Raw genomic sequence first — 17,971 nt, 5'->3', positions numbered from 1 at the left:
GGGGACTGACATGAGCACAACAGCAGAAGTTCGGGAACAGCTGGCCGCACAGGACAAGGCAGCCACGCTCATTGAAGCGCTGCCCTGGATCCAGCGGTTTGCCGGCAGCATCATGGTGATCAAATACGGCGGCAACGCGATGGTCAACGATGACCTGCGGCGCGCCTTTGCCGAGGACATCGTCTTCCTGCACCACGTGGGAGTGCATCCCGTGGTGGTGCACGGCGGCGGTCCGCAGATCAATTCCCTGCTGGAACGCCTCGGCATCAAGTCCGAGTTCAAGGGCGGCCTGCGGGTCACCACCCCCGAGGCCATGGATGCCGTCCGCATGGTCCTCACCGGCCAGGTCGGCCGCCAGCTGGTAGGCATGATTAACGCCCACGGCCCCTACGCCGTCGGGCTCTCCGGCGAAGACGGCGGGCTGCTCCAGGCCGAACGCATCGGAACCGTCGTCGACGGCGAAGAAGTGGACCTTGGCCTCGTGGGCGAGGTGACCGGAGTTAATCCCGCCGCCATCGTTGACCTGCTCGACGCCGGCCGCATCCCCGTGATTTCCACCGTGGCTCCGGAGGTCAACGCGGACGGTGAACTCACCAGCGACGTCCTGAACGTCAACGCGGACACCGCCGCGGCTGCCCTGGCCGTGGCCCTGGGTGCGTCCCGGCTGGTGGTCCTGACCGACGTCGAGGGTCTGTACTCCAACTGGCCGGACAAGACGTCCCTGATCTCCGCGCTGACCGCGGGAGAGCTGCGGGAGATGCTGCCCTCCCTGGAATCGGGCATGATCCCCAAGATGCAGGCCTGCCTCACAGCGGTCGACGGCGGCGTGGACCGGGCTGCCGTGGTGGACGGCCGCATGGCCCATTCCATGCTGCTGGAAGTCTTCACCACCGCCGGCATCGGCACGCAGGTTGTTCCGGAGGAGCAGGCATGAGCAATTTGACCCCCTTGCAGAACGAAGCGGGCACACCGGATGCCACCGGGACGCTGAACACCCCGGTCTCGGCCGGGGATGCTGCCCTGGCCGGGCTTACCGGCTCGTCCGAGGACTGGCTGCGGCGTTACGGCTCCGCCCTGATGGGGGTCTTCGGGACACCCCAGCGGGTCCTGGTCCGCGGCAGCGGCTGCACCGTGTGGGACGCTGACGGCAAGGCCTATCTTGACCTGCTGGGCGGCATTGCCGTCAACGCGCTTGGCCATGCCCACCCGTTCCTCACCTCCGTGATCAGCAGCCAGCTCGCCACTCTCGGCCACGTCTCCAACTTCTTCACCAGTCCGACGCAGGTTGCCCTGGCCGAAAAGCTGCTGCAGCTCTCCGGAGCCCCCGAAGGTTCCAAGGTTTTCTTCGCCAATTCGGGCACGGAAGCCAACGAAGCAGCGTTCAAACTGGCCCGGCGCAACACCGGAGCGCAGCCGGCGGATGCTGCGGGGGACGGTAACGCAGCGAACGGGGACAGCGGGCAGCCCCGGCGCACCCGGATCATCGCACTGGAGGGCGCCTTCCACGGCCGCACCCTCGGCGCACTGGCCCTGACCGCCAAGAAGGTCTACCGGGCGCCGTTCGAACCGTTGCCCGGGGGAGTGGAGCACGTGCCCTTCGGCGACGTCGAGGCGCTCCGGGCAGCGGTGGATGACACTGTTGCCGCCGTCTTCGTGGAGCCCGTCCAGGGCGAAGCCGGTGTGGTCCCGCTGCCTCCGGGGTACCTGCAGGCTGCCCGGGAAATCACCGCCGGCGCCGGCGCCCTGCTGATCGTGGATGAGGTCCAGACCGGCATTGGCCGCACCGGAAAATGGTTCGCCTCCGAGGGTGTGACGCCGGACGCCATGACCCTGGCCAAGGGCCTGGGCGGCGGATTCCCCGTGGGCGCGCTGATCACGTTCGGGGAGACGACGTCGTCGTTGTTGGCCGCAGGGCAGCACGGCACCACGTTTGGCGGCAACCCCGTGGCCACGGCAGCGTCGCTGGCCACGCTGCACGTCATCGAATCCACCGGACTGCTGGACCAGGTCCGGGACACGGGCGAGTACTTCCGCGGGGCACTGGCCGCAGTTCCCGGCGTTGTCCAGGTCCGCGGGGATGGCCTGCTGATCGGCTTTGACCTGGCCGGGGATACGGCACCGGCCGCGGTGGCTGCCGCCCTGGACGCCGGATTCATCATCAACTCCACCGGACCGCACACCCTGCGCCTGGCCCCGCCACTGATCCTGACCCGTGAACAGGTTGATTCATTCGTGACCGCGCTGCCGGGAATCCTGGCGTCCGCAGCCGCACGGACCACCGGAAAAACAGAAGGAAAATCATGACTCGCCATTTTCTGGTCGACACCGACCTCACCCAGGCCGAGCAGGCCGAGGTGCTGGATCTTGCCGACGTGCTGAAGAAAGATCCGTACAAGTACCAGCCCTTCGCCGGTGACTCCACGGGCCGCAAGACCGTGGCCGTCATTTTCGACAAGACCTCAACCCGCACCCGCGTGTCCTTCGCCGCCGGCGTGGCCGACCTGGGCGGTGTTCCGCTGATCATCGGCGCGGGCGAGTCCCAGCTGGGGCACAAGGAAAGCGTTACGGACACCACGAAGGTCCTGGAGCGCATGGTGTCCACCATTGTGTGGCGCACCTACGCGCAGGCCGGGCTGGAGGAAATGGCAGCCGTTTCCCGGGTTCCCGTGATCAACGCCCTGTCTGATGATTACCATCCCTGCCAGCTCCTCGCGGACCTGATGACCATCCGCGAGCACAAGGGAACGCTCGCCGGGCTCACCCTGACCTACCTGGGCGACTGCGCCAACAACATGGCCAATTCCTACCTCCTGGCCGGCGTCACGGCGGGAATGCACGTCCGGGTTGCCGGCCCCATCGGCTACCTTCCGGATCCGCTGGTGGTCGACGCCGCCGCCGCCCGCGCGGAGGAAACCGGCGGCTCGGTAATGATCACCACCGACGCCGCTGAAGCTTTGGCCGGAGCCGACGTCGTCGCCACCGACACGTGGGTCTCCATGGGCCAGGAAGATGAGAAGGCGGCCCGCTCCGAACTTTTCCGCAGCTACGCAGTGGACGCTGCCGCCATGGAGCAGGCCGCGGACGACGCCGTCGTTCTCCACTGCCTGCCCGCCTACCGCGGGTACGAGATCTCCGCCGACGTCCTCGACGGGCCGCAGTCCGTGGTCTGGGACGAAGCGGAGAACCGTCTGCATGCACAGAAAGCCCTCATGCTCTGGCTGATGGCCCGTTCCGGGCTGACCGGTGTTCCCGAGGGCAAATTCGCGGAGGAGGCAGCATCATGAGCATGCCCGCCACCAAGACGGCACGGCAGGCCCGTATCCGCGCCCTGCTGACCGGACTGTCGGTGCGTTCCCAGGCCGAGCTCGCTGCCCTGCTCGCGGACGACGGCGTCCAGGTCACCCAGGCCACCCTGTCACGGGACCTGGTGGAACTGGGCGCGGTGCGCATGCGCGGCAAGGACGGCGTGCTGGTTTACGCGGTGCCTTCAGAGGGCGGGCAGCGGGCGCCGCAGTCCGGCGTCTCGCCTGAGGTCCTGGACGCCCGCCTGGCCCGGCTCTGCGGTGAACTGCTGGTCACAGCGGAGGCCTCCGGCAACATTGTGGTGCTGCGGACCCCTCCCGGTGCGGCAAACTTTCTGGCTCTCGCCATCGACCACTCGGTGATTCCGTCTATTCTGGGCACCATTGCCGGTGATGACACCGTGGTGATGGTGACCCGCGAACCCAACGGCGGCGCCGACGTGGCAGCACGCTTCCTGCGCATTGCGGACGAAGCCACCGCCAACGGCCAGGCTCCGGACAGCCGCATCCTGTGATGCCGGATTCTTTCCCGGTTCCGGCCCCGTAACTTTCCATCTACCTTCATCAACACAGCAGCCCGCAGCGGCTGCGCACTACGCAAGAGGAGCATATTTCGTGAGCGAACGCATTGTTCTGGCCTACTCCGGTGGCCTTGATACTTCGGTAGCCATCGGCTGGATCGCCGAAGCAACCGGTGCCGAAGTCATCGCCGTGGCGGTGGACGTTGGACAGGGCGGCGAGTCCCTGGAAACCATCCGCCAGCGCGCCCTGGCGTGCGGCGCCGTCGAAGCCTATGTTGCCGATGCCCGGGACGAATTCGCCTCCGAGTACTGCATGCCGGCCCTGAAGGCCAACGCCCTCTACATGGATTCCTATCCTCTGGTTTCCGCCCTTTCCCGTCCGGTGATCGTCAAGCACCTCGTTGCAGCGGCACGCCAGTTCGGTGCCACCACCGTGTCCCACGGCTGCACCGGCAAGGGCAACGACCAGGTCCGCTTCGAGGTCGGCATCCAGACCCTGGGCCCGGACCTGAAGTGCATCGCACCCGTCCGCGACCTGGCCCTGACCCGTGACAAGGCCATTGCCTTCGCCGAGCAGAAGAACCTTCCGATCGTCACGACCAAGAAGAACCCGTTCTCCATCGACGCCAACGTCTGGGGACGCGCCGTGGAGACCGGCTTCCTGGAAGACATCTGGAACGGTCCCACCCCGGACGTGTACGAGTACACCTCCGATCCCGCAGCCGGCCTTCCCGCTGACGAAGTGGTCATCAGCTTCAAGGAGGGGGTACCGGTCGCGATCGACGGCAAGCCCGTCACTCCGCTGCAGGCCATTGAGGAAATGAACCGCCGCGCCGGAGCCCAGGGCATCGGCCGCATCGACATCGTGGAAGACCGCCTCGTAGGCATCAAGAGCCGCGAAATCTACGAAGCCCCCGGCGCCATGGCCCTGATGACCGCCCACCGTGAACTCGAAAACGTCACCGTTGAGCGCGAGCAGGCCCGTTTCAAGAAGACCGTGGGCCAGCGCTGGACCGAGCTGGTCTACGACGGCCAGTGGTTCTCTCCGCTGAAGAAGTCCCTGGACGCCTTCGTGGAAGACACCCAGAAGTACGTGTCCGGCGACGTCCGCATGAATATGCAGGGCGGCCGCGCAGTAGTGACCGGGCGCCGTTCGGATTCCTCGCTGTACGACTTCAACCTGGCCACCTACGACACCGGTGACAGCTTCGACCAGTCCATGGCCCGTGGCTTCATCGAGCTGTTCGGCATGTCCTCCAAGGTGGCCTCCGGCCGCGACCAGCGTTTGGCAGAAGGTAAGTAAGAAATGAATCACGGCAAGCCGCCGGTCGAACCGGCCGGACCCGCAGCAGCAGGTTCCACCGTCCAGGGCGCGTTGTGGGGCGGCCGATTTGCAGGCGGTCCCGCTGACGCCCTCGCGGCGCTGAGCAAGTCCACCCACTTCGACTGGCGGCTTGCCGGCTATGACATTGCCGGCTCCCGGGCGCACGCCCGCGTGCTGCACACGGCCGGCCTGCTCGACGACGAGGAGTTGGCGGGCATGCTCGCCGCCCTGGACGAGCTCGACGCCGATGTCCGCTCGGGTGCCTACACGCCTGCGGACTCCGATGAGGACGTCCACGGTTCCCTGGAACGCGGACTCATTGAGCGCGCCGGACCGGCTCTGGGCGGAAAGCTGCGCGCGGGTCGGTCCCGCAATGACCAGATCGCCACCCTGGGCCGGATGTACCTGCGCGACCATGCCCGCATCATCGCGGCCGGGGTACTGGCCACCGTCGACGCTCTCGTTGAACAGGCGGAAAAGCACCTGGGCGTGGCCATGCCCGGACGCACCCACCTCCAGCACGCCCAGCCGGTGCTGCTCAGCCACCACTTGCTGGCCCATGCCTGGGCACTGCTGCGCGATGTGCAGCGTCTGGTTGATTGGGACAAGCGTGCAGCGGTGTCCCCGTACGGCTCCGGTGCTTTGGCCGGCTCGTCGCTGGGACTGGATCCCAACGCGGTGGCCACCGAGCTCGGATTCACCTCAGCCGTCTGGAACTCCATTGACGGAACCGCCTCGCGCGATGTCTATGCGGAGTTCTCCTGGGTGGCCGCCATGATCGGTGTGGACCTGTCCCGCATCAGCGAGGAAATCATTGTTTGGGCCACCAAGGAGTTCTCCTTTGTGACCCTCGATGATGCCTTCTCCACGGGCTCGTCCATCATGCCGCAGAAGAAGAACCCTGACGTGGCGGAGCTGGCCCGCGGCAAGGCCGGCCGCCTGATTGGTGATCTCACCGGGCTTCTGGCCACGCTCAAGGGTCTTCCGCTGGCCTACAACCGCGACCTGCAGGAGGACAAGGAGCCGGTGTTCGACGCTGCCGACACCCTTGAAGTGCTGCTGCCCGCGGTTTCGGGCATGATCGCTACGCTCACGTTCAACACCGAGCGGATGCAGGCTCTGGCACCCCAGGGGTTTGCTCTCGCTACTGACATTGCGGAGTGGCTGGTCCGCCAGGGCGTGCCTTTCCGCGAAGCGCACGAACTCTCCGGTGCAGCCGTGAAGCTGGCGGAAAGCCGCGGCGTCGAGCTTTGGGACCTGACCGACGAGGAGTATGCAGGTATTTCTTCGCACCTGACACCAGAGGTCCGCTCCGTACTGAGCACCGAAGGATCCCTGGACAGCCGCAGCGGCCAGGGCGGAACGGCCCGGTCTGCCGTGGAAGCGCAGCTCGGGGCCCTGAAGTCTGAGTTGGAGACGGTTCGCAGCTACGCTGCTTGATCAAATCCGCTGCGTGAATATACGCACCTCGGAAGGACCCCGGAGAGCTGATCGCTTTCCGGGGTCTTTTCGGCTTCTCTCGGAACGCTTTCCGTGTGGCTTCGAGCGCCGTGGGCGTGCCGCATATCCGGCGGCTACCCTTAGGCCATGAGCGACTCCTTCCGATTGATGCTGCGCGCGTTGCCCGACTTCCCTGAAGATCTTCCGGGATTCGATCCTGCCCGGGCGCCGGCTGATCCTGCTGATCTGTTCCGTTCCTGGCTCGACGAAGCCCTCGCCGCCGGCGTCCGCCAGCCCCATGCCTTTTCGCTGGCGACGGCAGACGCAGGCGGGAACCTGTCTTCACGGATGCTCATTCTGAAAAACCTCGACGACGACGGCTGGCACTTTGCGACTTCCCGCACCTCGCGGAAGGGCCGGGAACTCTCAGCCAATCCCCGTGCCGCGATGAACTTTTACTGGTCCGAGCTGGGGCGGCAAATTCGGGTCAGCGGCAGCGTGGTCCAGCTGTCTGACGAAGCATCGGCACGGGACTGGGACGAACGTCCTGCCGGTGACGGCTCGGCCAACCCCGAGTGGCAGTTGTACGCACTGCAGCCCGTCGAGATTGAGTTCTGGCAGGCCGACCCCGGCCGACGGCACATCCGCCACCGTTACCAGCTCTAAACCAGCTCTAAAACCAGTTCTCAACCAGTTCGGATCCCGCTTCTAACCAGTTCTCAACCAGTTCTCAACCAGTTCGGATCCCGCTTCTAACCAGTTCTCAACCAGTTCTCAACCAGTTCGGATCCCGCTCTTAACCACTTCTCAACACGTTAGGAGCTGGTACCGGCATGACCCGGTTGAAGCATCTGACACGTGCCGGGGTTTCGGGTGCACAAGATTCCGGGTGCCCTTAATCCCGGGTGACCCCAAAGCCGCTCCGAGTGGTGGCAAACCGGTTCCGGCGCTCTATGGTGTGTCAATGACTGGTCCCTCCGATGCCACGGGTTCCTCCCGTTCCTCCCGGCCCTCCGTTCCCAAGCCCTCGCCCCGGCCGTCTTCCTCCCAGTTGATGTCTTATCTGGAGTCTGCTGCAGCAGTCTTCATGGAGCACGCGGGTTCTCTGCAGGATGCCGATGTCCAGGATGCGTCGCGTCTTCCAGGATGGTCACGAGGACATGTTCTGGCGCACGTGGCCGGAGTCGCTGATGCCATGGAACGACAGCTCAGATACGCTGCGGACGGCGAGACCATTGACCTTTACGACGGCGGGTCGGACGGCCGCAACCGGGCGATCGAAGAAGGAGCCGTGCGTTCAGCCGAGCTGCACCGACAACAGCTGGATGCAAGTTTGAACGGCGCGTTGTCTGCCTTCCGCAACTTGCAGGAGTCCGACTGGCGCATTCCGATCTCGTACCGCGGCGGAGTGGTGCGGGACGGCGGACTGGCATTGTGGCGTGAACTCGTTATCCATGGCACCGATTTGGGAACCGGAGGCGAAGCCGACGCCTGGTCCCCGCAGTTCTGCGAACATCTCTTTGGTTTCCTTTCCGCCCGCGTTCCTTCCGGAGTACGGCTGAGGATCCAGCCGATTGGAATGGCCCCTCGCGTCCTCGCAGCCGTTCCGCTGGCTTCGGGCTCCGCGGGGGACGGAAGCACTGGGTCGGTGCACGGAAGCACTGTCTCGGTGAACGGCACGGCGACAGACATCGCCGCTTGGCTCGCCGGCCGAACCCCCAATCTGGGGAGCCTGCGGGCTGAAGCAGATGCCGATGCTGTCGACCTTCCCAGCCTCCTGCCCTGGCCGTCAGGTATCCCGGCCAAGTAGCGGCCGCGGAGCCAGCCAACGGTCAACCGGGTGCTAGCCGTTCACCTTCAGGTGCACCGGTCACGTTCAGTTCTCCTGTTCAGGTGCACCGGCCACGTTCAGTTCTCCCGTTCAGGAACACCGGAGGAGATCAAAACGGCGGCGGTTCGACGTACTCCGAGCCCGACTCAGACCCTGCGTTAGTATGCGTTGCGTCCAGAGGGGATCGGAGCTGGCCGAGGGTAAGCTCCGGCTGGGTTTGATAATGCCGTCCCAAAGGTGAGATCCACTCCAGCACGCCCGGTGATACCTGTCGGGCTTTCCAATGGCCCAGGGTTTTCAGCCGATGGTGCTTCTTGCAGAGGTTCGCCAGATTCCAGTGCTCGGTTGGACCGCCCTGTGCCCACGGAATGGTGTGGTCCGCTTCGGTCCTGGCCGTGCCGGTACTGCAGCCCGGGAACCGGCACGTTTGATCCCGCGCCTGCAGCCAGCGTCGCAGGCCGGCCGGCACCTTTCGCCGCCGTCCCACTCCCAGAACTTCGCCTGTGCGGGCATCTTGGACCAGTCCGGTCCACCGGCAGGCGGTTCGGGAGAGCCTGCGGGCGGCCTCTGCGCTGATAGGTCCGTAGCCGGCGAGTTCTGCAGGGGCATTATCGGCGCCGAAGAGCGTGTCTGCGTTGATGAGCACCATGATCTCCGCGACGGTTCCGGAAGGAAGCTGAGGAGTGTCGCGACTGCCTCCGGGGCCGGTCTCGTGTTCATCTCTCTCGATAGCCGCACCTCCGGCAGCACCAGCACCAGCACCAGACCCGGCCTCGGCGTCATCCCGGCCGCTGTAGGCATCCGGTTCGCCGATCCACGGTTCGGGCGTGTGCAGGAGCAGGCTGGCCAGGATGTCAGCGCGAAGTTGGTCCAAGCCGCGCGGGTCGCCCAGAAGCTGTTCTCCGCGCGCTGCGCCGGTGAGTGCGCCGAAGATGCCCTGTCCTTTGTCCGCGGGCAGGTACGCCGTGAGGTGTCCCATGCCGTCGGGCTGAGGCTGGAACCAGACCCTCCGCTGCTCAAATGCTTTCCGGTGGCGTACGGGAATGGTTTCCGGATAGCTCCTTTCCCGAAGGCGGCGGGCCTTCCGGACCAACTGCGCGTTCGTCAGTCCCGGGGCCAGCTTCAATAGCTCTTGTTCCATGGCAAGGGCTGCACCGGGAGGAAAAACCTGTGCCTCCTGGGCCGGAACCGCATGGGGAGGAAGTTCCTCTGCGACAAGCGAACGCGTCTGGTCAAGGATCGTCAGGGCCTGGGCCGGAGTAACTGCCGCACGTTCCAGCGCGTCCAAGGTGCTGGGGCATCGTTCACAAAGTTCGCAGGCTTCATCAACCAGAGCCTTGGCTGTCCCCTCCGGGATGCCAAGCATCGTTGCTACTTCAGTCGCGATGAGACTGAAGGCCAGACCGGCGTCCACTGCTCGCGTAACGGCAGCTCTGCCGTTGGCGGCATCCTCCGCGGCGTGCTCAGCGTTGAAAGATTGGAGTTCCTCAATCATCAGCAAATGCTGCCGATAGATCAGACGCACCCTGGCGGCTGCTGCCCAACCCTCCAGCAGCCGCAGGCCCTGCAGGGCCGAACCTGTTCGCTCCTGATTCAGGGAACCGGCCGGGCTTAGCCGCAAGCAGCCGCTGAGACCGTCGGGAAAACCTGAAGCCGACCGAGGAATGCAATCGCTGCCCCGAATCTGATCCGCGGAGAACATCGATCCTTCATCTGTACCGGTTTCACACGCTGCATCGTCCAGCCCCGCCGAACCCTCCGCCCGGGCTGCAAGCCCTCCGTCGGAACACCCGTCATCGTTCCGGCCGGCGGGCCAGCTCGAATCAGGAAACCACCAAGGATCGGGAGGAGGGTCTACTCGCTTGCCGTACGCCGTCGTCGTATCCATGACTGAAGGCTGTCAGCCGCCACCGACATTTCAGGCCCCCTTAGCCCGGCCAGATCACCGCGTAGTACGTGGAAAAAAGCGAGTATTGTGACCGGTCCCCGGGCCTGTCCCGCGAGCCTTACGGTACCTCGGGCTGGAAGCTAGGCTGGAAAAGCCCACCCCGGTGGATTCCGGACAGGAGGACCTTGTGATGCCAGGACAGTTCAGCTCCGCGCCCGTTCCCGAAGGCCGCATCGAGAAGCTTTCAGACGGATTTGCTTTGGCCTTTGACCGCCAGTTCGACTATCCCGCCGCACACATCTGGGACATCCTGACCAACCCCGGGAAGATCTCCCTTTGGCTTGGGCAGATAAGCCCCGAATGGCAATTGGGCAAGGAATACACGCTGGACATGGACGGCGGGTCCAGTTCCGGAACGGTGCTCCAGCTGGAACCCCGCTCGAGCCTGCAGATCACGTGGGAAGACCAGCTGGGCTCAGACTCCGTGCTGGAATGGCAGGTGCTGGAGAGCAGCGGGGGAGCGTTGCTGCTGTTTCGCTCCCGGACCGACACACCCGATTTCCTGGCTGAGGGCAGCGCGGGCTGGCAGGGCATCCTGTACGCATTCGCCCACGTCGCAGCAGGTAGAGAACCCCAGCCGGACAGCAGGGAGCAATGGCTGACACTGCGCGATGCCTACGCCGAGGACTTCAACATCTCACCCACGATGGGTCTGGTCTCGGGCTCGGGACCCGATACGGAACTGGTATTTGAGCGCTGGTACCGTGCGCCGTCCGAGGATGTGGAAGCCGCCGCCAACGCCGCCGCCCGGAGGCTGGGTTTAGGCGCTGAGGCGCAGATGGAAATGGCCGACGACGGCGATGAAACAAGGCTCACGCTCCGCCAGCCCGTAACCGTAAGCCCGGACCAGACGGCGGCGCTGCTGGCGGCCTGGCATGTGACGCTGGACGCGGTTCGCGATCAGCTGGACGGCAGCATGCCCCACCCCAATTCGCACCGCTTGGCGGCATTGGAACAGTTTTACCGGTCCATGGTCTAAGCAGGCCGCAGGGAAGCACTGGGTCCGGCACTGCGGCGCTGATTCTGCTGAGCCGCCCTGCACTTGCTACGGTCAAAGTATGGAAGACACAAGCGCAAGGTCGAGGCTTGCGGTGCCGGCCACCAGCGCCGCCCGCCTCCTGTTGGGATCGGTCCTCACGCACGACGACGGCGGGGGTCCGGTGAGCGTCCGCGTCACCGAGGTGGAGGCTTACATGGGTGATGTTGACCCCGGGTCCCACGCTTTCCGCGGACGCACGGCACGGAACAACACCATGTTCGGTCCCGCCGGCCATCTTTACGTCTACTTCACGTACGGAATGCATTACTGCGCCAACGTGGTGTGTGGCGAGGAAGGGTTTGCCACCGGGCTGCTGCTGCGGAGCGGGGAGATCGTTGAGGGAATCGAAACCGCACGGGCCCGACGCAACAATCCGCGCACCGACCTGGATCTGGCCCGCGGGCCGGCCCGGCTGGCCCAGGCCCTCGGCATCAACCGGGATCTCGACGGAGCCGACGTCTTTGCCGCTCCGCTGCGCCTCGAACTGCCCGATCAGCCGGTGGCAGACGCACTGGTTTCCTCCGGCCCCCGAGTGGGGGTCAGCGGAGCCGGCGGCAGCGACGAATACCCGTGGCGTTTCTGGCTGACCGACGATCCCACAGTCTCGAAATACCGTCCGGCAGCCGCCCGCAAGCGCCCGACTGCCGCTGGTGCGACTGCCCGGTAGCCGGAAAAGGCCCTAATAGTCGGGCCCGGCAGCTGGAAAACGCAAAGGCGGCGTCCGGGAAGAACCTCCCGGACGCCGCCCCAACCTGGATCCTGCCGGCAGCAGGATCTTTCTATGCGGCGCTCGGCAGGGGCGCCTGCGCAGAGATCAGCTTGTTCTCCAGCAACTCGTCCCAGAAGGCGCCGGGAATCTGTGCCTTCATGGCCGCGACATCCTCAGCGACGCGCTCGGGCCGGCTGGAACCGGGGATGACCGCAGCCACCGCGGGGTGGGCCGTGGAGAACTGCAGCGCAGCTGCCTTCAGGCTCACGTCGTGCCGCTGGGCGATTGCCGTCAGCCGCGCGATCCGCTCCTTGACCGCCGGAGGAATCTCCGCGTAATCGAAGTAGTCCCCGCCCAGCAGGGCACCGGAATTGAATGGGCCGCCGACGACGATTCCCACACCCTTTTCCTGTGCAGCGGGCATCATGCGCTGCAGGGCACGCTCGTGCTGCAGCAGGGTGTACTGGGTGGCGGAGAGGCTCATGGTCGGAGCCGCCACATCCATGTCCATGGCCAGCTCGATGGGCTCGGTGGTGTTGACCCCGAGGCCCCAGCCCTGGATCACGCCTTCGTCCTGCAGCCGGGCCAGAACGCGGAACGCGCCGGTTCGGGCCTCATTGAACTTGGCCACCCATTCGTCGCCCAGGAAGTCCCGGGATGTGTCGTGGATGAAGACAAAGTCCAAGCGGTCGGTCTTTAGCCGCGTCAGGCTTTCCTCGATGGACCGCAGCGTGGCATCGGCCGTGTAATCCGTGGCGATCTTATTCGCCCGTCCGTGGTTGAAGAGGCCGTCGCTCTTCTCTTCCTCTTCGTCCAGGATGAGCCGCCCCACCTTGGTGCTCAGGGCAAACTCGTCGCGGGGGTGCTGGGAGAGCACCTCGCCCAAGCGTGATTCAGCCAAACCGGCTCCGTAGAACGGAGCGGTATCGAAGTAACGGATGCCTTCATTCCAGGCGGCCTCGACGGTGGCCAGTGCCTCGTCCTGGGGAATGTCTCGGAACATGTTTCCCAGCGGAGCCGTCCCGAATCCGATCTTGTTCTTCAGCACTTCGTGCAGGTTAACCATGTGTTTCAATCCTTGCTGTTGATTCCGGGTCCTCTCCGAAGGACCCGCTGAAACGTGGCAACTGCCTTCCCGGAGGCTTTATTCCGCCACCCTTCGGAGCCGCGGGCCGTCGAGAGAAGTGCCACAGCTGCCCCCGTCAGCCACGAGGCGCCGCAGCTGAGCGGGTAAGGTGGATGCGTGAAAGAAACGCCCGCGGACGCCGCACAGAACATTGAGCCCATTGCCGAAACCATTGAACGACTGGGCGCAATTGTGCCGGATTACCCCAAGCCGGGAGTCGTCTTCCGCGACCTGACGCCTGTTTTTGCCGACGGTCCCGCGTTCCGCGGCGTTGTCGATGCTCTGCTGGCCGAGTATGAGGGACGCTTCGACTACGTGGCCGGGGTTGAAGCCCGCGGGTTCCTCCTCGCCGCAGCAGCGGCCTATGCAGCTGACAAGGGCGTCCTCACCATCCGCAAGCCCGGCAAGCTGCCGCGCCGCGTGTTTTCCGAGAGCTTCTCCATGGAATACAGCGAGAACACGCTGGAAGTTCATCAGGATGACATTCCGGCCGGTTCGCGCGTCCTCATCCTGGACGATGTGCTCGCCACCGGCGGGACCCTCGGTGCAACGGCCCGGCTCATCGAGAAGGCCGGCGCCGTAGTGGCCGGATTCGGCGTCGTCCTGGAACTGAAGGACCTCGGCGGACGCGACGCGCTGGCAGGTTACCCAGTGCACGCCCTGGTCGCTTACTAACCCCATTTTCCGCTCTTCCGCACGGCGGAGCATCACCGCGTCTCCGGAGTGAGACGCACTAAGACCCATCCGGCAAGGGCCGGCGTCACTTAAATAGCTCAGTGCATGGAAAAAGTCCAAATGCACGCTAAACTTGTGGGTCTGCCTTTGCGAGAGGGAACGCGAACATGCCTGAAACGTCTTCTGCCCACCATGAGCTGGAACATGAGCGACACTACGTCGCCGGTTTGTACTCACGACTCGATGAACTCCGTGAAGAAAAGCGCGAGCAGCTGGCCCAGGTGCGGCGCAGCACCTCGGCCGGTTCACATCAGAACCGCTCCGAGCGCGATGCCTTTGCCACGATGTATGAGGATCGCCTGGCACAGCTGAACGCCGTTGACGACCGCCTGGTTTTCGGCCGGCTGGACCTCGACGACGGCGAGGAGCGTTACATCGGCCGGATCGGCCTCTCCACCGCTGATCTGCAGCGGCTGATGGTGGACTGGCGGGCGCCGGAAGCAGGCACCTTCTACCAGGCAACCGCCTTTGAACGCCAGGGCGTTCGACGCCGCCGCCACCTGATCCTCAAGGGCCGCAGCGTCCAGGCCATCGAAGACGACGTGCTGGACTACAGCATGCTCGAGGAAGAGGAAGCGCTGCAGGGCGAAGGTGCACTGCTGGCCGCCCTGAACTCCAAGCGCACCGGACAGATGTCGGACATCGTCGGCACCATCCAGGCCGAGCAGGACCGCATCATCCGTGCACCGCTGGCGGGCACCCTCGTCGTCCAGGGCGGACCGGGAACCGGAAAGACCGCCGTCGCACTCCACCGTGCGGCGTACCTGCTGTACACGCACCGCGAACGGCTCAAGTCCGCCGGCGTGCTGCTTGTGGGTCCTTCCAATGCGTTCATCCGCTACATCGAACGCGTCCTCCCGTCCCTGGGTGAGACCGGCGTCGTCATGTCCAGCCTGGGACAGCTCATGCCGGGCATCACCGCCGTTCCGGAAGAGAACGCGCACGTTGCCGAGATCAAGGGCCGGATTTCCATGGCCGACGTCGTCGCGCGCGCTGTTGCCAACCGCCAGCGCATGCTGCCGGAACCGCGGAAGCTGAACGTGGAGGGAACCATCCTCACGCTGACGCCGAAGATGGTCCAGCGTGCCCGCGACAAGGCGCGCGCCACTGGCAAGCCGCACAACGAGGCCCGCGTTACCTTCGTGAAGATCCTCCTGCGCGAACTTACCGAACAGCTCACTGAACAGCTCGAAGAGTCCGCAGGTGCCGGCAACAGCACCGACCGCGCGTATCTGGCCGAGGATGTGCGTGCCTCACGCGACGTGCGCGTGGCCCTGAACCTGTGCTGGATGCCGATGACACCGGAGAAACTGCTCTCCGAACTCTTCAGCAAGCCCGGACACCTTGAAGGGGCAGCTCCGGACCTGAGCGACGAGGAAATCCGCCTGCTGCGCCGCAGCCCGGATGCGCCGTGGACGGAAGCCGATGTTCCGCTGCTGGATGAGGCAGCCGAACTGCTAGGTGAGCTGGATGCCTCCGCCGGCCGCGACCATGCCCTGCGCGAAGAACAGCGCAAGCGGGACCTGGCCAACGCCGAGCGCGCCATCGAAAACACCGAAGGCTTCCTGGAAGATTCCGGTGCCCACGGGATCCTGTCCGCCGAGGACCTGGCGGACCACAACACCGTAGGGGAAGCGCGCCTGACCGCCGCCGACCGCGCCGCCGTCGACCGCACCTGGGCCTTCGGGCACATTGTGGTGGATGAAGCGCAGGAACTTTCCGCCATGCAGTGGCGCCTGCTGATGCGCCGTTGCCCGCTGAAGTCCTTCACCGTGGTGGGCGATATTGCCCAGACCAGCTCCGCCGCCGGCGCCACCTCCTGGCAGCAGGCGCTGACGCCGTTCGTGGGGGAGCGCTGGACGCTGGAAGAGCTGACCGTGAATTACCGCACTCCGGCGCAGATCGCCGAAGCTGCGGTCCGCATGGCCAACGCCGCCGGACTGGTGGTTTCCGCGCCGAAGGCGGTCCGCGAGGGACGCTGGGCGCCGTTCGTTGACCGGGTGCCCGAGGGTGGTCTCGTTGCCCGTTTGATGGAGACGCTGCCGGAGGATCTGGCGGCCCTGGAAGGCGGCCTGCTGGCGGTCATCGCCGAGGAACACCACCTCGATGCCGTGCGCCGGCAAATCGGAGCGGTGTACGGCAAGCGCCTGGGCACCGGAGCCGGCGGACTGGAACAGGACATCGTGGTCACCTCGCCGCGCGAGGCCAAGGGACTGGAGTTCGACGGCGTCGTCATCCTGGAGCCGGAAGAACTGCTGACCGCTGCCGCCGGCAAGGTGGGGGACCTGTATGTTGCGATGACCCGTCCTACGCAGCGCCTGCGTCTTATTGCCGCCGGCCCGGTTCCCGCGGGCATTGTCGAAGAAGAAGACTGATATTTTGGAAGACGTGACTATCGAAACCCCAGCGGGCCTGAGCGCCCAGAAGAATGATCCGACCTTTCCCAACGTTTGGCAGGAACTGAAGTGGCGCGGCCTGGTCCAGGTCTCCACCGATGAAGCCGAACTGGAGAAACTGCTCGCCGGGGATTCGATTACCTATTATTGCGGCTTCGATCCCACAGCGCCGAGCCTGCACCTGGGCAACTTGGTGCAGCTGCTGACGATGCGCCGCCTGCAGCTGGCCGGCCACCGTCCGCTGGCCCTCGTGGGAGGATCCACCGGCCTGGTCGGTGACCCGCGCCCGACGGCCGAACGCACCATGAACACCAAGGAAACCGTCTCCGAATGGGTCGGCTACCTGCAGGGACAGGTGCAGCGCTTCCTCAGCTTCGAGGGGCAGAACGCCGCGCAGATGGTCAACAACCTTGACTGGACCGCGCCCATGAGTGCCATCGACTTCCTGCGGGACATCGGCAAGCACTTCCGGGTGGGCACCATGATCAAGAAGGAGATTGTCTCCTCGCGCCTCAACTCCGACGAAGGCATTTCCTACGCCGAGTTCAGTTACCAGGTGCTGCAGGGCATGGATTACCTCCAGCTCTTCCGCGACTACAACTGCGTGCTGGAAACCGGTGGATCGGACCAGTGGGGCAACCTCACCTCGGGCACCGAGCTGGTGCGCAAGGTGGAGGGCAAGAGCGTCCATGCTCTGGGCACCCCGCTGATCACCAACTCGGACGGCACCAAGTTCGGCAAGAGCGAGGGCAACGCCATCTGGCTGGACAGCGCCATGACCAGCCCGTACGCGATGTACCAGTTCTGGCTGAACACGTCGGATGCCGACGTCGTTGACCGGCTCAAGGTCTTCACCTTCCTGACCAAGGCAGAAATCGAAGAGCTTGCCGTCTCCGTTGCCGAAGAACCGCACAAGCGGGCAGCGCAGCGCCGGCTGGCCTACGACGTGACGTCCCTGATCCATGGGGTGGAAGCAACCGAGAAGGTTATTGCCGCCTCCGCCGCACTGTTCGGACAGGGTGAAATCAGCGACCTTGACGAAGCCACACTGAGTGCAGCCACTGCGGAACTCCCGCGGGTGGTTGTGAACAGCAGCGGACTGGGAATCATTGACCTGCTGGTTGCCTCCGGACTGTCCGGCAGCAACTCCGCCGCGCGGCGGACGGTCTCCGAAGGCGGGGCATACGTCAACAACCGCAAAATCACTGATGCAGAGGCAGTCATTGGAAGTGATGATCTGCTGCACGGCAAGTATCTGCTGCTGCGCCGCGGCAAGCGCACTCTGGCCACGGTGGAAGTCAGTGCTTCCTGAGTTCATCGCATTGATCAGCGTGTTCTGATCGTGCATTGATCACAGTGGAAGGCCGGTTTTCGGCTCCCGTCATCCTGGATATCCGGGGTGACAGGAGATCGAAAGCCGGCCTTCTGCATACCCCGGAGTTAACGGGTGTACAGCGTGCAGCAGATCACATGCTTCCGGGTTGCACGGACCGGTAAGGCTGTGTAAAGTTGAGTGAGTTGCCCCGGAGAGCGCCCAGCGGACATGGTCTGCAAGCGAGACTCCCGGATCCGGCAACATCCCACAACACAGCAGCGGAGA

The 17,971-nt window shown here is 65.0% G+C and carries 15 protein-coding genes; 13 read left to right on the top strand and 2 right to left on the bottom strand.

Annotated features, from left to right (window positions below):
• Positions 1-10 precede the first annotated feature (10 nt).
• From argB to AC4D2Q_RS06385, 8 genes are all read left to right on the top strand, one after another.
• On the top strand, positions 11-934 hold the full coding sequence (argB, locus tag AC4D2Q_RS06420) for an acetylglutamate kinase (RefSeq protein WP_490945726.1): 924 nt from the start codon (positions 11-13) through the stop codon (positions 932-934).
• Complete coding sequence (locus AC4D2Q_RS06415; protein WP_490945725.1) at positions 931-2,304, top strand: acetylornithine transaminase; 1,374 nt, start codon at positions 931-933, stop codon at positions 2,302-2,304. The genes argB and AC4D2Q_RS06415 overlap by 4 nt, the downstream gene beginning before the upstream one ends.
• On the top strand, positions 2,301-3,284 hold the full coding sequence (argF, locus tag AC4D2Q_RS06410; RefSeq protein ID WP_490927413.1) for an ornithine carbamoyltransferase: 984 nt from the start codon (positions 2,301-2,303) through the stop codon (positions 3,282-3,284). Before AC4D2Q_RS06415 ends, argF begins: the two co-directional genes overlap by 4 nt.
• Entirely contained in the window at positions 3,281-3,817 is a 537-nt protein-coding gene (locus tag AC4D2Q_RS06405; RefSeq protein ID WP_400925803.1) for an arginine repressor, read from the top strand. The genes argF and AC4D2Q_RS06405 overlap by 4 nt, the downstream gene beginning before the upstream one ends.
• Positions 3,818-3,917: 100 nt before the next feature.
• Entirely contained in the window at positions 3,918-5,126 is a 1,209-nt protein-coding gene (locus tag AC4D2Q_RS06400) for an argininosuccinate synthase (RefSeq protein ID WP_490927414.1), read from the top strand.
• A 3-nt stretch (positions 5,127-5,129) separates the two neighbouring features.
• Positions 5,130-6,587, top strand: coding sequence for an argininosuccinate lyase (gene argH / locus AC4D2Q_RS06395; RefSeq protein WP_490945724.1), 1,458 nt, complete (start codon positions 5,130-5,132; stop codon positions 6,585-6,587).
• Positions 6,588-6,734: 147 nt separating this feature from the next.
• The gene (locus AC4D2Q_RS06390; RefSeq protein WP_490927416.1) at positions 6,735-7,253 is read left to right on the top strand and encodes a pyridoxine/pyridoxamine 5'-phosphate oxidase; all 519 of its coding nucleotides are present in this window, start codon (positions 6,735-6,737) and stop codon (positions 7,251-7,253) included.
• Between the two features lie 298 nt (positions 7,254-7,551).
• The gene (locus tag AC4D2Q_RS06385; protein WP_490945723.1) at positions 7,552-8,397 is read left to right on the top strand and encodes a maleylpyruvate isomerase family mycothiol-dependent enzyme; all 846 of its coding nucleotides are present in this window, start codon (positions 7,552-7,554) and stop codon (positions 8,395-8,397) included.
• Positions 8,398-8,527: 130 nt separating this feature from the next.
• On the opposite strand, the gene AC4D2Q_RS06380 is transcribed toward AC4D2Q_RS06385, so the two are convergent.
• A complete protein-coding gene (locus AC4D2Q_RS06380) occupies positions 8,528-9,913 on the bottom strand; it encodes an HNH endonuclease signature motif containing protein (protein ID WP_490945722.1) in 1,386 nt (461 codons plus the stop codon).
• 583 nt (positions 9,914-10,496) lie between these two features.
• Between AC4D2Q_RS06380 and AC4D2Q_RS06375 the strand changes: the two genes are divergently transcribed.
• Together AC4D2Q_RS06375 and AC4D2Q_RS06370 are read left to right on the top strand one after the other, a co-directional pair.
• On the top strand, positions 10,497-11,345 hold the full coding sequence (locus tag AC4D2Q_RS06375) for an SRPBCC domain-containing protein (protein WP_490945721.1): 849 nt from the start codon (positions 10,497-10,499) through the stop codon (positions 11,343-11,345).
• 79 nt (positions 11,346-11,424) lie between these two features.
• The gene (locus AC4D2Q_RS06370; RefSeq protein WP_490945720.1) at positions 11,425-12,072 is read left to right on the top strand and encodes a DNA-3-methyladenine glycosylase; all 648 of its coding nucleotides are present in this window, start codon (positions 11,425-11,427) and stop codon (positions 12,070-12,072) included.
• Positions 12,073-12,184: 112 nt separating this feature from the next.
• On the opposite strand, the gene AC4D2Q_RS06365 is transcribed toward AC4D2Q_RS06370, so the two are convergent.
• Positions 12,185-13,180 carry an aldo/keto reductase gene (locus AC4D2Q_RS06365; protein WP_490945719.1) on the bottom strand — a complete coding sequence of 332 codons (996 nt, stop codon included), beginning with the start codon at positions 13,178-13,180 and terminating at the stop codon, positions 12,185-12,187.
• Positions 13,181-13,357: 177 nt separating this feature from the next.
• Between AC4D2Q_RS06365 and AC4D2Q_RS06360 the strand changes: the two genes are divergently transcribed.
• The 3 genes from AC4D2Q_RS06360 (at position 13,358) to tyrS (ending at position 17,683) form a co-directional block, all read left to right on the top strand.
• Positions 13,358-13,915, top strand: coding sequence for an adenine phosphoribosyltransferase (locus AC4D2Q_RS06360; RefSeq protein WP_490945718.1), 558 nt, complete (start codon positions 13,358-13,360; stop codon positions 13,913-13,915).
• Between the two features lie 167 nt (positions 13,916-14,082).
• Positions 14,083-16,350 carry a HelD family protein gene (locus AC4D2Q_RS06355; protein WP_490945717.1) on the top strand — a complete coding sequence of 756 codons (2,268 nt, stop codon included), beginning with the start codon at positions 14,083-14,085 and terminating at the stop codon, positions 16,348-16,350.
• Positions 16,351-16,369: 19 nt separating this feature from the next.
• Complete coding sequence (gene tyrS / locus AC4D2Q_RS06350; RefSeq protein WP_490927452.1) at positions 16,370-17,683, top strand: tyrosine--tRNA ligase; 1,314 nt, start codon at positions 16,370-16,372, stop codon at positions 17,681-17,683.
• Positions 17,684-17,971 lie beyond the last annotated feature (288 nt).

This window comes from Arthrobacter sp. TJ-178 (assembly GCF_058269275.1).
This window is presented reverse-complemented; position numbering and strand designations above follow the sequence as displayed.

Excerpts from the sequence above, each read along its gene's own strand:
- AC4D2Q_RS06375 (WP_490945721.1), top strand. The coding sequence starts at position 10,497 with ATGCCAGGACAGTTCAGCTCCGCGCCCGTTCCCGAAGGCCGCATCGAG.
- AC4D2Q_RS06370 (WP_490945720.1), top strand. The coding sequence starts at position 11,425 with ATGGAAGACACAAGCGCAAGGTCGAGGCTTGCGGTGCCGGCCACCAGC.
- AC4D2Q_RS06405 (WP_400925803.1), top strand. The coding sequence starts at position 3,281 with ATGAGCATGCCCGCCACCAAGACGGCACGGCAGGCCCGTATCCGCGCC.
- AC4D2Q_RS06390 (WP_490927416.1), top strand. The coding sequence starts at position 6,735 with ATGAGCGACTCCTTCCGATTGATGCTGCGCGCGTTGCCCGACTTCCCT.
- AC4D2Q_RS06385 (WP_490945723.1), top strand. The coding sequence starts at position 7,552 with ATGACTGGTCCCTCCGATGCCACGGGTTCCTCCCGTTCCTCCCGGCCC.
- argH (WP_490945724.1), top strand. The coding sequence starts at position 5,130 with ATGAATCACGGCAAGCCGCCGGTCGAACCGGCCGGACCCGCAGCAGCA.
- AC4D2Q_RS06355 (WP_490945717.1), top strand. The coding sequence starts at position 14,083 with ATGCCTGAAACGTCTTCTGCCCACCATGAGCTGGAACATGAGCGACAC.
- argB (WP_490945726.1), top strand. The coding sequence starts at position 11 with ATGAGCACAACAGCAGAAGTTCGGGAACAGCTGGCCGCACAGGACAAG.
- AC4D2Q_RS06380 (WP_490945722.1), bottom strand. The coding sequence starts at position 9,913 with ATGATTGAGGAACTCCAATCTTTCAACGCTGAGCACGCCGCGGAGGAT.
- AC4D2Q_RS06415 (WP_490945725.1), top strand. The coding sequence starts at position 931 with ATGAGCAATTTGACCCCCTTGCAGAACGAAGCGGGCACACCGGATGCC.
- AC4D2Q_RS06365 (WP_490945719.1), bottom strand. The coding sequence starts at position 13,180 with ATGGTTAACCTGCACGAAGTGCTGAAGAACAAGATCGGATTCGGGACG.
- argF (WP_490927413.1), top strand. The coding sequence starts at position 2,301 with ATGACTCGCCATTTTCTGGTCGACACCGACCTCACCCAGGCCGAGCAG.